This window comes from Helicobacter pylori (genome assembly GCF_003638305.1).
GTDB lineage: Bacteria > Campylobacterota > Campylobacteria > Campylobacterales > Helicobacteraceae > Helicobacter > Helicobacter pylori_DJ.
The window spans coordinates 1-13,055 of the sequence record NZ_MVYP01000008.1 but is presented as its reverse complement, the minus strand read 5'-3'; the positions used below and the strand labels follow the sequence as shown (position 1 = coordinate 13,055).

Below are 13,055 nucleotides of genomic sequence, written 5' to 3'. Positions count from 1 at the left end.
AAGAGTTTAAAAATTAAGGGTGTAGAGAATATTTTTATTATTCTCATAGCTCACAAGGACAAGCTCATTATCCCTAAACCCACAAGCGCTGATATTTTTAATCTCTTTAGGTAAGCCATAAACTTCAAGGATTTCTTCTTTTGTAGGATCTATGACTAAAAGCGTGTTAAATTCCTTACTGAACGCATAAAGTTGATTATCCTTTAAAGCTAACGCGCTGATGACTAACTCGCCCAGTTTCCTTTTTTCTTTAAGTTTGGCATTGCCTAATTCCAGTAAAAACTCCCCATGCACCTGTTTGTCGCTATTGAGCATGGAGACGATAATCAAATCCTTATAACGCTTGTTAGGAGCGGTAATCAAATAAGTGAATTTAGCCCCTCTTCTTGCAGCGCTAACATAATAGTTTTTCGCCCTAGAAGTTTTTAAGCGGCTGCGTTCCACTTCATCAAAAGAGTCAGCCCCCTCTAAAAAATAAGGGAAGTTTTTAAGCGCGTTAGCGTTTTTGTTAGGAGTGATTTCTACGCTCGTTTTATTATTGCCCATGATCACAATGTTTTCATCTTCGTTGAAATCTGCCCCCACGAACGACCCCACCGTCGCGCTATAATAACTATCCAACACCATGTAGCTATGAATGGTTTTCAAATCGTTACTTACAAGATAAAGCCCTTGGTTTTCTGTAGTAAGGATCGCCTTGTCTTCATTGAAACTCAAATCCGTGATCGCTCCATTCAGTTTTAAAAAAAGCTCTTCTTTTTTCTCAATCTTCAACGCTTTTGCGATTTCTAGAGGCGAATGCTCATAATCATTATCTTTAGGCAAAGCGCTCAATTTCAAAGGCTCACCCACATCCCTCCTGCCTAAAACGCTTCTTGGGAATTTCAAACTATCCCAATTCTCCATAGACCAGACCGATTCTTTCAAATTCCACGAAAAACGCACCGGATCATTTTGCCCTATGTAAGGGAAAGGCCCGGTAGAAATGAACGCTTGTATTGCATTAGAACCCACCACCATAAAGAAAACATAAAAAGCGCTTTTTTGGAGTGCGTTTAACAAACGATCTTTAAAAGGTTGGGCATTAGGGGCAAAAAAGAGCAAAACCGCTAAAAGCGCCACCACGCTAAAAAAGACAAAAAGCGCCCAAAACTGCGTGTGCAAGCCCAAAATAGCGAGCGCGAATCCCTGCCCCACATCTTCTAAAGCATGGCTACCCGTATAATAAAAGCCCTCATACAGCCCGCTACTAGCCATGAGTAGTAGCAAAGCAATGTATTTAGGCTTAAACCCAAAACGCACCACCAAAAGCGCCACCGCCCCTATTAAAATCATGTTGATGCGTAGCGCCCAGCAAAAAATACAAGGCGAATCTTTCAAAACATAGCCAAAATAAAAATTCGCCAAACCCACAGGAAAGATCAAAATCCCTAAAACCGCCAAAGAAAAAAGATTGTAAAATCGGGTTTCTTTATTCATGCATCCCCCTTATAGATTCATGTTAGGCAAAGCGCTAGAGCTGTGGGCTATAAAAATAATAAGCTCCGCCAACCACACCACAATCAAAATCCCAAACGCCCAATTTTCTTTTTCAGGCTTTTTAAACGCTATCAAAATAGCGGCTAGACTTAAAATCAGTCCTAAAAACTCCATGCCGTTCCTTAAAATTTTCGTAGGATTATACTCAAAAACGGATTATTTGACAAATAAAAAATCTAGTGGATAACTTTTGAGAGAGAGTTATTTAAGGGAGCTTAAGAAAGAAGGCTCTAGTTACCCGTATTTGATTGAAACAGAGCCAATTTTTATGGTTTATTTTTTAACTTCCCATAGATTTTTTTAATTAGAGACAATATTTTAAACAATCTCTCTTGCTTGTTTGTCCTAAGACTTCTTTTTAATACGCCATAACTTTGTGAAGGTTTTAAAATACAAGACAGCAAAGAAACATCGTTACAAAACAAGGGCAGAGCGTTTTTATGCGTCGCGTCTGGAAGAAAATAAATTTGTTTGAATTGCTCTTAATCTTGAATACTAGGATTGTCAATGAAGAAATTCACCCATTCTATCACATCATGAATGTCTAAAGAAATTTGACTTTCTTTAAAATATGAAGCATATCCAATAGCCCCTTCTACTATTTTTTCATAAGCTTTAGAGCGGTGTTTTTCACAAGATGAAACGTCTTTTTGATAGATTGGAACGCCATTTTCTACATTTAAAATAGGGTATTCAGGGCTTGTTAGCAAAAACTCCATAAAATCCCAATTATGAAAATAAATGGGTTTAGGGTGTGAAAAAGGTAAGAAACTCACGCAATCATAATTTAAAATTCTTAGGAGATCCACATAGCACCCAAAAACTTCTTTGTTTAAAGCTTTTTGGATTAACCCTTGCGAAGAATAGCCTAAAGTAATCGTATCTACAATAGCGATATTTCCCTCTAAATTTGATGAAAACAAGTATTTTCTGTAATTATCTAAACATTTTAACGCTAAATGGCGGCAATATTCAAAATTGCTATAGAGATATACATACGCCTGTTGGTTGGTGGTGATTTGTTTCTTTTTAACTTCTTCTTCGCCTTCTAAAATACGCAAAATTTCCAAACTCTCGCTCTCTACGACTTCTAAAAATACCGCTTTTTTTAAAATTCTGGGAGCATAAATATAAGTAGTTTTATATGAATTTGGATATAAAATATTAAAAATTTTTTGCAATAAATAACCATCTCGTGCAACAAACACTAAAGTATCAATATTTCTTTTATGAATTTCCTTATAGATAAACTAGCAATAAGCAACGGCTGCAATTCCTGCTTGCATCGATCCCAAAAGAAACCAATAATCAAATTTTTCATGTTTTTGAATATAATTTTTATAAAAAATACATAAAGATCCTAAAATAAAACTTTGCGCAACACTGGTTGGATTAAATGTTTTGTATTTAGGAAAAACTTCTTCTAATTGTTTCAACACGCTTTTTCTAAATAGCGTTGCTATACCTAAACTTTTAGGCATAGCGTCATCTGCCCAAGAATTATCACCGATATGTAACATCTGCGTATTAGTAATATTTTCTTGTTTTAAAACATGCTTAAACAAATCCTTTGAATGTTTAGTGAGCATTATATGGTTACTGAGATAGAAATTTGTATAACCATCAAAACCCTTAGAAATTAAAATATCTTCAAGGACTTCTAAAGGTAAATACATATCTGATACAATAATCACTCTCTTATTGTTCTCTTTAGCGAAACGATAGAGTTCTAACATCTCTAAGTTTGGAATAAGCATTTCTTTTTCAGTGGCAATTTCTACTTCCTTATATGAATGAAACTCTTTTGGGATTTGATGATAAATTTCATCTAGAGTGATGTCTTGTTCTTTGCTTAATTTTCTGGATTGCATTTCTGCCAGGATCCTTGCTTGATGAAAACCTTTAATATTGTATTTAGTCTCAATATACAAAAATAAATCTGTGGGTTTAATGAAAGGTCTTAAAAGAAGGGTATCAAAAATATCAAAAGAAATCACATCATATTTTAAAACCTCACTTTTTGCCCCATCCAAAAATTTGCACATACAAGAATCCTTTGTAAAATTTGAGCATTATATCATTTTTTTTTTTTTTCAAAAATACAAAAAAAGGGGAAAAAGCTATAACTAAAAAATGAGATAAGGAGTTACCCCCTTATTTTTTCAAAGCTTCTAAAGCATGTTTTTTGCCAATTTCAAAGGCTTTTTTGTTCGTTTCAGCGACTTTTGCAGGGACTTTTTTAAGCATAGTGTCTAGCACGATATTTTCTTCTACGCATTTAGTCAGCTCCACGGTAATGGCTAGCGCCACCACAGATTGCGTGATAATGTTACCCACTTCATCTTTAGCGATACTGATAATGGGGATTTTATAAAGCTGGTATTTTTCCTCATCTTCTTTAGTAGGGGTTACTAGATTGGGATCAATGACAACGATACCGCCTTTTTTAATATCGCTTTTAAACTGGTTGTAGCTGATTTGAGCGACTGAAAGCATGAAATCAATCTCGCCCTCTTTAGCATAAGGGAAAATGATTTCATCTTTATCTAGCAAAATATCCACCTTAGTAGGCCCTCCACGCACTTGCGAAGTGTAGGTGGAAGTCTTAGTGCCATAGCCCCCACTCACAATTTTCGCTTCAGCTAAAATCTCTCCCGCTAACAGCACGCCTTGCCCTCCAACGCCTGTAAATCGTAATTGCGCTTCCATTATTGTTTTCCTTGTGCTTTTTCAATGATTTCTTGATACGCTTCGCAATATTCTTTCCTGTCCGTGTCATGCTTTAAAACGCCCGTAGGGAATTTATCCACCCTTTCTTCAGGGCTCATGGCTTCAAATTGGCGTTTGCTCACTAATCGGCTTTCCATCCATTTTAGCATTTGAGATGCTTCGCCCATTTTATTCTTACGCCCTAAATTGATATGGCAATTGCTATGGACATCAAAGAAGCTAAAACCCTTGTGTGTGAAGCCTTCTTTAAGCACTTTTTCTAATTTTTGAGGGTCTAAAACGCTCTCTCTGGCCACAAAACTCGCCCCGGCAGCGGTGGTTAAAGCACATGGGTCAAATTGGTTGTCAATATTCCCCCATTGAGCCGTAACCGTCCACATGCCATTAGGCGTGGTGGGCGAAGTTTGGGAGTTGGTCAAACCATAAATGAAATTATTCACTAAAATAAAATTCAAATCAATGTTTCTTCTGCATGCATGCATGGTGTGATTGCCTCCAATCGCAAAGCCATCGCCATCGCCAGAAACCACGATCACATGCTTACTAGGGTTAGCTAGTTTAATCCCTGTCGCATACGCTACAGCCCTGCCATGCGTGGTGTGAACGGTGTTGCAATTCACATACGAACTCATGCGCCCACTGCAACCAATCCCGCTCACCAAACACACATCATCCATTTTCCAACCTAAGGCATCAATCGTGCGGATAATGGATTTTAAAATCACGCCATCGCCACAGCCCCAGCACCACAAAGTGGGTATTTTATCCACACGCAAATATTCATCATAATTAAACGCCATTTTAAAGCTCCTTCAACTTTGCGATGATTTGTTTGGGCGAAATCGTGCGCCCATTGGCTTGCCCAAAGAAATGCACTTTTCTTTGCATAGCCCTTTCAATTTCTTCTAAATACTGCCCTTTATTCAATTCAATCACAAGGATTTTTCCGTATTTGTCCCCTATTTCTTTCAAGCGTTTAGCCGGGCTTGGCCATAAGGTTTTAGGCCTGAAAAAGCCGACTTTTTGCTTGCTTTCTTTATTGTAATCTTTCAAGGCTTCTTTAACCGCTAGAGAAACCGAACTATAAGCGATGATAACGATCTCAGCGCTCTCTAAATCCATTTCCTCATTTTCATTGATAATGTCTTGCTTGGATTCAATCTTATGGAATAATCTGTCAATCAAATCCCCCCCGATTTTAGCGTCTTCAGTAGGAAAGCCAATAGGCCCATGGTGCAAGCCTGAAACATGGTAGCGATAGCCTTTAAAGAAAGGGTTCAAAACGGCCGGCTCATCTTGCGCGACCCCATAAGGCTTGTAGTCTTTTTTATCGCCCACAAATTCCTTACGATTAATAGTCATCTTTTGCACTTCTTCTAAATCCGGGATTTGCACCTTGCCATACATATGCCCCACGGTTTCATCCATGAGCAAGAACACAGGAGTCATGAGCATTTCAGCCAGGTTAAACGCACGAACGGTTTCGGTGTAAGCTTCTTCCAAACTGGCAGGAGCGAGCGCAACGGCTTTAAAATCCCCATGTATGGGGTGCCTTAAAAAATTCACATCGCCTTGAGCCACACGAGTGGGCATTCCGGTTGATGGGCCTGAACGCATCACATCAGCGATCACTAAAGGGATTTCTGCCATGAAAGAATAGCCGATTTGCTCCACTTTCAATGAAATACCAGGACCAGAGCTCGCTGTCATAGACTTCGTCCCGCTCATACTCGCTCCTAAAGACACGCTAATCCCGCTGATTTCATCTTCCATTTGGATAAAATGGCCACCGCATTTGGGTAAAGCCACGCTCATCGCATGCATAATATCCGAGCTTGGCGTGATAGGATAGCCCCCAAAAAACCGACACCCCACTTCAATCGCCGCTTTAGCGACTAATTCATTCCCATCAGAAATAATCTCACGCATTATTTGCCTCTCCCTTCTAAAATAGTCTCTTCTAAGAGCATGTATTTATTGGCCTTAACCTTTTCGCTTCTTTCTTGGGCTTCTTTAGAAACTTTAGCGAATTTGAAATCCTTCCTGTCAGCCACATAAATCGCAAAATCCGGGCAGTGCAACTCGCATTGCACGCAACCGATACAGCTCTCTGGGTAGGCTACTTTGGCCACTTTTCCAAGCACCCTTTCTTTTTCAATCCCCATGCCAAGAACCCCAGCAGGGCATACCGACACGCAAATATCACAACCCTTACACCTGTCTTCATTCACCCAAACGGCAACCCCATCTGGAGCGCTCATTTTAGCCATTCATTCTCCTTTGTGCTAAAAGCTGTTTTAAGCCCTAGCAATCAAAATTTGCCTAAAATTGTAGCAAGCCTTTTTTAACAAAATCTAAAATGCTTTAATAGTAAGAACTTAAAATTGAAATGAGAAAATACTAAACACTTTTTACCCAATTTAAAAGAAAAAACGCCCCATTAACCCTAATTTTAAAAATGATTATTAGAAAGATTAATGTTTTTTAAATGCTCCTTATAAGTCGCGCTGAAAGCATGTTTTTTATCCGGCATTTTCACAAAATACAAAAAGTTAGTTTTTTTAGGGAAAACCACGGCTCTAATCGCTTCTAGGCTCACGCTCCCTACGGGATTTTTAGGCAAGCCCTTAAATTTATAGGTATTGTAGGGGGTGTTATCGGTTTTAATGCGCTCTTTGGTCACTTTAGCGTGTGAAAATTCCTGATAATTCAAAGCCCCATCCATTTGTAAAGACATGCCTTTTTTCAAGCGGTTAAAAATCACGCTCGCAATCAAGGGCATTTCTTCAGTATTAGCGGCTTCTTTTTGCACAATGGAAGCGAGAATGATTTTTTCAAACCACTCTTCTTTATGGTAGTATCCAAGCCATTGTTTGCTTAAAGCTTCGTGTTTTTTGAGAGATTGACCGATCAAAGTTTGCATGATTTTAAAAGCGTCCTCCCCTAAAGGCAAATGATAAGTGTCTGGTAATATCACCCCATCTTCTATCACAGCGCCATTCAATCGTGGAGCGATGCTTTCATAAGCTTCATTGAGATCGCCAACTCCTAATTGGTAAGTCTCGCTCAAAATTTGCGTGAAAAAATAGCGGGTTTCTCCAGGGATTAAAGTAACGCTTTTTTGCGCCGCTTTTGCTTTAATCAAACGGACTAAAAAATCCCCCTTCCTTAAAGCCCCATCGCCCATGTCAATATAGCCTTTTTTAGGCATGCCCATTAAGCGTAAAAAAAGCAAATCCAAAGCGTTAATATCCACGCCTTGCTCTTTTAAAGAAAAAAACACTTTTTTGAGCGAACCTTGCGGGACAACCACCACTTTGTTAGGATAAATTGGTATACTTAAATAAAAAAGAATACTGATGAATAAAAGAAAACATGTATCCAAGAAAGTATTTAATGTCATTATCTTGTTTGTGGCAGTATTCACTCTTTTAGTTGTCATTCACAAAACCCTTTCAAACGGCATTCACATACAAAATTTAAAAATTGGAAAGCTTGGCATTTCTGAATTATACTTAAAACTCAATAACAAGCTTTCTTTAGAAATTGAACGCATTGATCTCTCTTCTTTCTTCCATCAAAAACCCACTAAAAAGCATTTAGAAGTTTCTGATTTGATTAAAAATATCCGTTATGGCATTTGGGCGGTGTCTTATTTTGAAAAACTTAAAGTCAAAGAAATCATTTTAGACGATAAAAATAAAGCCAATATCTTTTTTGATGGGAATAAATACGAGTTAGAATTTCCAGGAGTCAAAGGGGAATTTTCCCTAGAAGACGATAAAAACATCAAGCTTAAAATCATCAATTTGCTCTTTAAAGACATTAAAGTCCAAGTGGATGGCAACGCCCACTATTCACCTAAAGCTAGGAAAATGGCGTTCAATTTGATTGTCAAGCCTTTAATTGAACCCAGTGCTGCAATTTATTTGCAAGGGCTAACCGATTTGAAAACCATAGAATTAAAAGTTAACACTTCTCCAATGAAAAGCTTGGCGTTTTTAAAGCCTCTTTTCCAACGCCAATCGCAAAAAAATTTAAAAACATGGATTTTTGACAAGATCCAATTTGCCAGCTTTAAGATTGATAACGCTTTAATCAAGGCTAATTTCACTCCTAGCGAGTTTGTCCCATCGCTTTTGGAAAATTCTGTAGTTAAAGCCACTTTGATTAAACCTTCAGTCGTTTTTAATGATGGCTTATCGCCCATTAAAATGGATAAAACCGAATTGGTTTTCAAAAACAAACAGCTTCTCATACAGCCCCAAAAAATCACTTATGAAACCATGGAATTGACCGGCTCTTACGCCACTTTTTCCAATTTGTTAGAAGCCCCCAAGTTGGAGATTTTTTTAAAAACGACCCCTAATTATTATGGCGATAGCATTAAGGATTTATTGAGCGCTTATAAAGTCGTTTTACCTTTGGATAAAATCAGCATGCCATCTAGTGCGGATTTGAAACTCACCTTACAATTCTTGAAAAATACCGCCCCCTTATTTAGCGTTCAAGGCAGCGTTAATTTGCAAGAAGGCACCCTCTCGCTCTATAATATCCCCCTTTATACGCAAAACGCTAATATAAGCCTAGATATTACCCAAGAATACCAATACATCTACATAGAAACTACCCACACCCGCTATGAAAACATGCTGGATTTAGACGCTAAAATCGCTTTAGATTTGAATAAAAAAACCCTTTCTTTGGATTCTTTAGTCCATAAAATACGATTCAACACTAACAATAATATCAACATGCGTTCTTATGGCTTGAATAACGACCAAGATAACCCACAACCTACTAAATTTTCTTTAGATTTAAAAAGCTTGCATTCTATTATTCAAGAGGGTGAAAACTCAGAGGTGTTTAGAAGAAAAATCATAGACACCATTAAAGCCCAAAGCGAAGACAAATTCACCAAAGATGTTTTCTACGCTACAGGAGACACTCTTAAAAACCTTTCTTTGAATTTTGATTTTTCTAACCCCAACCACATGCAATGGAGCGTGCCACAACTTTTATTAGAGGGCGAATTTAAAGATAACGCCTATGTTTTTAGGATCAAAGATTTGAAAAAAATCAAGCCCTATTCCCCTATTATGAAATATTTCGCCTTAGAAGATGGCTCTTTAGAAGTTTCTACGAGCGATTTTGTTAATATTGATTTTTTTGCTAAGGATTTGAAAATCACTTTACCCATCTATCATAGCAACGGCAAGCAATTTGATTCCCTCTCTTTATTTGGCTCTATTAATAAAGATGAAATTTCTGTCTATACTCCAAGCAAAAGCATATCTATAAAAGTTAAGGGGGATCAAAAGGATATTACTCTTAATAACATTGATTTGAGTATTGATGATTTTTTAGATAGTAAGATGCCAGCTATTGTGGGATTATTCTCCAAAGAACGAAAAGAAAAGCCTAGCTCTAAAGAAATCCAAGATGAAGATGTTTTCATTAGCGCCAAACAACGCTATGAAAAAGCCCACAAAATTATCCCTATCTCTACACGCATCCATGCTAAAGATGTCGTGTTAATCTATAAAAAAATGCCTTTTCCTTTAGAAAATCTTGATATTGTCGCTCAAGACGATAGGGTGAAAATTGATGGCAATTATAAAAACGCCATGATCATGGCGGATTTAGTGCATGGGGCTTTGTATCTTAAGGCTCATAATTTTAGTGGGGATTATATCAATACCATTCTTCAAAAAGATTTCGTAGAAGGGGGCTTATTCACGCTTATTGGGGCTCTTGAAGATCAGGTTTTCAACGGCGAATTGAAATTCCAAAACACAAGCTTAAAGAATTTCGCCCTCATGCAAAACATGATCAATCTCATCAACACCATTCCCTCCCTCATTGTCTTTAGAAACCCTCATTTAGGGGCTAATGGCTATCAAATCAAAACCGGCTCCGTTGTTTTTGGGATCACTAAAGAATATTTAGGGTTAGAAAAAATTGATCTTGTCGGCAAAACGCTTGATATTGCTGGCAATGGGATCATTGAATTAGACAAAAACAAATTAGATTTGAATTTAGAAGTTTCCACTATCAAGGCTTTAAGTAATGTTTTAAATAAAATCCCTATCGTGGGCTATCTCGTTTTAGGAAAAGAAGGTAAAATCACCACTAATGTGAATGTCAAAGGCACGCTGGATAAACCTAAAACCCAAGTAACTTTAGCGTCAGATATTATCCAAGCGCCTTTTAAGATCTTGCGCCGTATTTTCACGCCCATTGATATTATTGTGGATGAAGTCAAAAAAAACATTGATTCAAAAAGGAAATTAAAATGACGCTCAATGAAGCCATTAAAGACAAAACTTATGAAATTGTAGAAATCGCTAACTGCGATGAAGCCCTTAAAAAACGCTTTCTCTCTTTTGGTATTCATGAAGGGGTTCAATGCACCCTTTTGCATTCTTCCATGAAAAAGGCCACGCTTTCAATTAAAATCAACCGCATTCAAGTGGCTTTAAGATCCCATGAAGCGCGATACCTTATCATCAAAGAAAGCGCGCAAGAATGAGCTTGAAACGCGCTAAAACGAAAGCCCAACAAATCAAAGAGCTGCTCTTAAAACATTACCCCAACCAAACCACTGAATTGCACCATAAAAACCCCTATGAATTATTGGTGGCTACCATTTTAAGCGCTCAATGCACGGACGCTAGAGTGAATCAAATAACGCCCAAGCTATTTGAAAAATACCCGAGCGTGAGTGATTTAGCGCTCGCTTCTTTAGAAGAAGTTAAAGAGATCATCCAATCCGTTTCGTATTCCAACAATAAAAGCAAGCATTTAATCAGTATGGCGCAAAAAGTGGTTAGGGATTTTAAGGGCGTTATCCCCTCTACGCAAAAAGAATTGATGAGCCTGGATGGCGTGGGGCAAAAAACCGCTAATGTGGTGCTTTCAGTGTGCTTTGATGCAAATTATCTCGCCGTAGATACCCATGTGTTCCGTGCAACGCACCGCTTAGGCTTAAGCAACGCTAACACGCCTATTAAAACCGAAAAGGAATTGAGCGAACTTTTTAAAGACAACCTATCCAAACTCCACCATGCCTTAATCTTGTTTGGCCGCTACACCTGCAAGGCTAAAAATCCGTTATGCGATGCGTGTTTTTTAAAAGAATTTTGCGTTTCTAAAGCTCGCTTTAAGGCGTAGTGGCTTTATTTGTTATAAAATTTATAGTAGAATTAAGATTTTATAATCAAAGTCAAATCATTCTTGAAAGAGTAGAGTTTTATGCCAGAAACAGAATCTAATAAGTTAAAAATAGCCGAAAAAGAAAAAGAGAAAGCGAATAAAGAAAGAGAACTAGAGCTTTCCACTTATTTAGAAGAACTCATCTGCGATTATAAAAACCTTTTGGACATGGAGATTGTTTTTAGCGCGGAACTTGGCTCTACGCAAATCCCTTTATTGCAAATCTTGCGTTTTGAAAAAGGCTCTGTGATTGATTTGCAAAAACCCGCCGGAGAGAGCGTGGATACTTTTGTGAACGGGCGGGTTATTGGTAAGGGTGAGGTGATGGTTTTTGAAAGGAATTTAGCCATTCGTTTGAATGAAATCCTTGATTCTAACGCCATTGTGTATTATCTCGCTAAAAATTCATGAGATTGTTATTCTTGTTACTGAGCGCTGCTTTGATGTTACTGGCTGAAGAAAAAATACCTTTAAGCGATGATGCCCCCATTAAATTGGTTCATTGGCAAAATATTTTAAAAGAAGTCCAACCCGATTCAAACGCTCCGGCAACACCACCCATAAAAGCTGTGCAAACCACGCTCACTTTTGAAACGCCTTTTAATAAAACGCCTAAAATCATGGAGGTTGAAGGCCAAAAAGTCATCGTGTTAAAAAACGCTCAATTGGATTCTAAAAAAACGATGGATTTTAAAGAAGCCTCTTTGAATGCCTTAGAAATGTTTTCCTACCAAAATGACATCTACCTCTTGTCTAAAAAAGCTAAAGCGGGATTAGAAATCCAAGCTTCAAACAGCAAGGATAAAAAGCAACTCCGCTTTCTTTTTTTGCCTAAAGGTTTTCATTTAGCCCCACCGCCTAGCCTGAAAGAAAAATCTCAGCATGCCAATCTCGCAAGCCAAGATGAGAAAGAGCAACCCCAAAGCCTCTCAAACACCCTAGAGTTAAAACCCCCACTGGATTTAAGCCATGCTTACAAGGGGTTAGCGGTTATTGCTGTCTTACTCTTAATATTGTATGTAATCAAAAAAAAAATTGTTCCCACACAAAGATCTTTTTCTACAAAAGATTTTAAGTTAGAAGTTAGTGTTTTGGGTCGTGTTGATGCGAACCATAAAATCATCTCAATAGAAACCAATAAGGAGCGTTACTTGGTCTTAATAAGCGAAAAATACGGCCTGCTTTTAGACAAAATAAGCCCAAAAACATCTAAAGAAGAACTGATTAAAGAAGCTGAAAATAAGATAAAGAATTCAAAATTAGGAAATTTATATGCCGGAAAATTCTAAACTACAACCTGCTAAGTTAGGGAAAAATTTTGACCCTGTGGATCATTCTAACAGGAATTTTTTCTTTTCTCTCATTCTGTCTGTATTGTTACACTGGTTGATTTATTTTTTATTTGAACACAGAGAAGATTTTTTTCCTTCAAAACCCAAACTCGTTAAATTAAATCCTGAAAATTTATTGGTTTTAAAAAGAGGCCATTCGCAAGATCCCAGTAAAAACAACCCAGGCGCTCCTAAACCCACGCTAGCTGGCCCTCAAAAACCCCCAACACCCCCCACCCC

At 37.7% G+C, this 13,055-nt stretch carries 12 protein-coding genes and 2 pseudogenes; 6 read left to right on the top strand and 8 right to left on the bottom strand.

The genetic code is table 11. The features are described from left to right. Positions 1-6: 6 nt before the first annotated feature. From EAL04_RS04630 to mltG, 8 genes and pseudogenes are all read right to left on the bottom strand, one after another. Positions 7-1,479, bottom strand: coding sequence for a disulfide bond formation protein B (locus EAL04_RS04630; RefSeq protein ID WP_120973630.1), 1,473 nt, complete (start codon positions 1,477-1,479; stop codon positions 7-9). 9 nt (positions 1,480-1,488) lie between these two features. After that, positions 1,489-1,653 carry a hypothetical protein gene (locus EAL04_RS04625; RefSeq protein ID WP_120973628.1) on the bottom strand — a complete coding sequence of 55 codons (165 nt, stop codon included), beginning with the start codon at positions 1,651-1,653 and terminating at the stop codon, positions 1,489-1,491. A gap of 152 nt (positions 1,654-1,805) precedes the next feature. After that, a pseudogene (locus EAL04_RS04620) lies at positions 1,806-3,584 on the bottom strand (HAD-IA family hydrolase). Between the two features lie 109 nt (positions 3,585-3,693). Continuing rightward, positions 3,694-4,248 (bottom strand): 2-oxoglutarate:acceptor oxidoreductase subunit OorC, encoded by a 555-nt coding sequence (locus EAL04_RS04615; protein ID WP_000388018.1) that lies wholly within the window; start codon positions 4,246-4,248, stop codon positions 3,694-3,696. After that, complete coding sequence (locus tag EAL04_RS04610) at positions 4,248-5,069, bottom strand: 2-oxoglutarate ferredoxin oxidoreductase subunit beta (RefSeq protein ID WP_000885307.1); 822 nt, start codon at positions 5,067-5,069, stop codon at positions 4,248-4,250. The genes EAL04_RS04615 and EAL04_RS04610 overlap by 1 nt, the downstream gene beginning before the upstream one ends. A 1-nt stretch (position 5,070) precedes the next feature. Beyond that, positions 5,071-6,198 (bottom strand): 2-oxoglutarate synthase subunit alpha, encoded by a 1,128-nt coding sequence (locus EAL04_RS04605; protein ID WP_120973626.1) that lies wholly within the window; start codon positions 6,196-6,198, stop codon positions 5,071-5,073. Continuing rightward, on the bottom strand, positions 6,198-6,539 hold the full coding sequence (locus EAL04_RS04600) for a 4Fe-4S dicluster domain-containing protein (RefSeq protein ID WP_001096895.1): 342 nt from the start codon (positions 6,537-6,539) through the stop codon (positions 6,198-6,200). The genes EAL04_RS04605 and EAL04_RS04600 overlap by 1 nt, the downstream gene beginning before the upstream one ends. 182 nt (positions 6,540-6,721) lie before the next feature. After that, a complete protein-coding gene (mltG, locus tag EAL04_RS04595) occupies positions 6,722-7,711 on the bottom strand; it encodes an endolytic transglycosylase MltG (protein ID WP_120973624.1) in 990 nt (329 codons plus the stop codon). Here mltG and EAL04_RS04590 point away from each other — a divergent pair. From EAL04_RS04590 to EAL04_RS04565, 6 genes and pseudogenes are all read left to right on the top strand, one after another. After that, on the top strand, positions 7,629-10,568 hold the full coding sequence (locus tag EAL04_RS04590; protein ID WP_120973621.1) for a DUF3971 domain-containing protein: 2,940 nt from the start codon (positions 7,629-7,631) through the stop codon (positions 10,566-10,568). The genes mltG and EAL04_RS04590 overlap by 83 nt on opposite strands. Next, positions 10,565-10,801, top strand: coding sequence for a FeoA family protein (locus EAL04_RS04585; protein ID WP_120973619.1), 237 nt, complete (start codon positions 10,565-10,567; stop codon positions 10,799-10,801). The genes EAL04_RS04590 and EAL04_RS04585 overlap by 4 nt, the downstream gene beginning before the upstream one ends. After that, positions 10,798-11,442, top strand: a complete 645-nt coding sequence (gene nth / locus EAL04_RS04580; RefSeq protein ID WP_120973617.1) for an endonuclease III — start codon at positions 10,798-10,800, stop codon at positions 11,440-11,442. Before EAL04_RS04585 ends, nth begins: the two co-directional genes overlap by 4 nt. A gap of 81 nt (positions 11,443-11,523) precedes the next feature. After that, on the top strand, positions 11,524-11,895 hold the full coding sequence (gene fliN / locus EAL04_RS04575; RefSeq protein ID WP_001115291.1) for a flagellar motor switch protein FliN: 372 nt from the start codon (positions 11,524-11,526) through the stop codon (positions 11,893-11,895). Continuing rightward, entirely contained in the window at positions 11,892-12,773 is an 882-nt protein-coding gene (locus tag EAL04_RS04570) for a hypothetical protein (RefSeq protein WP_120973614.1), read from the top strand. The genes fliN and EAL04_RS04570 overlap by 4 nt, the downstream gene beginning before the upstream one ends. Continuing rightward, positions 12,757-13,055, top strand: a pseudogene (locus tag EAL04_RS04565) (siderophore-mediated iron transporter); the annotation flags it as partial. The gene EAL04_RS04570 and the pseudogene EAL04_RS04565, both read left to right, overlap by 17 nt.

Bases quoted from the DNA above. Each gene is read 5' to 3' on its own strand.
- EAL04_RS04630 (WP_120973630.1), bottom strand. From the start codon at position 1,479: ATGAATAAAGAAACCCGATTTTACAATCTTTTTTCTTTGGCGGTTTTA.
- EAL04_RS04600 (WP_001096895.1), bottom strand. From the start codon at position 6,539: ATGGCTAAAATGAGCGCTCCAGATGGGGTTGCCGTTTGGGTGAATGAA.
- EAL04_RS04605 (WP_120973626.1), bottom strand. From the start codon at position 6,198: ATGCGTGAGATTATTTCTGATGGGAATGAATTAGTCGCTAAAGCGGCG.
- EAL04_RS04610 (WP_000885307.1), bottom strand. From the start codon at position 5,069: ATGGCGTTTAATTATGATGAATATTTGCGTGTGGATAAAATACCCACT.
- EAL04_RS04570 (WP_120973614.1), top strand. From the start codon at position 11,892: ATGAGATTGTTATTCTTGTTACTGAGCGCTGCTTTGATGTTACTGGCT.
- nth (WP_120973617.1), top strand. From the start codon at position 10,798: ATGAGCTTGAAACGCGCTAAAACGAAAGCCCAACAAATCAAAGAGCTG.
- EAL04_RS04585 (WP_120973619.1), top strand. From the start codon at position 10,565: ATGACGCTCAATGAAGCCATTAAAGACAAAACTTATGAAATTGTAGAA.
- EAL04_RS04625 (WP_120973628.1), bottom strand. From the start codon at position 1,653: ATGGAGTTTTTAGGACTGATTTTAAGTCTAGCCGCTATTTTGATAGCG.
- mltG (WP_120973624.1), bottom strand. From the start codon at position 7,711: ATGACAACTAAAAGAGTGAATACTGCCACAAACAAGATAATGACATTA.
- EAL04_RS04615 (WP_000388018.1), bottom strand. From the start codon at position 4,248: ATGGAAGCGCAATTACGATTTACAGGCGTTGGAGGGCAAGGCGTGCTG.
- fliN (WP_001115291.1), top strand. From the start codon at position 11,524: ATGCCAGAAACAGAATCTAATAAGTTAAAAATAGCCGAAAAAGAAAAA.
- EAL04_RS04590 (WP_120973621.1), top strand. From the start codon at position 7,629: ATGAATAAAAGAAAACATGTATCCAAGAAAGTATTTAATGTCATTATC.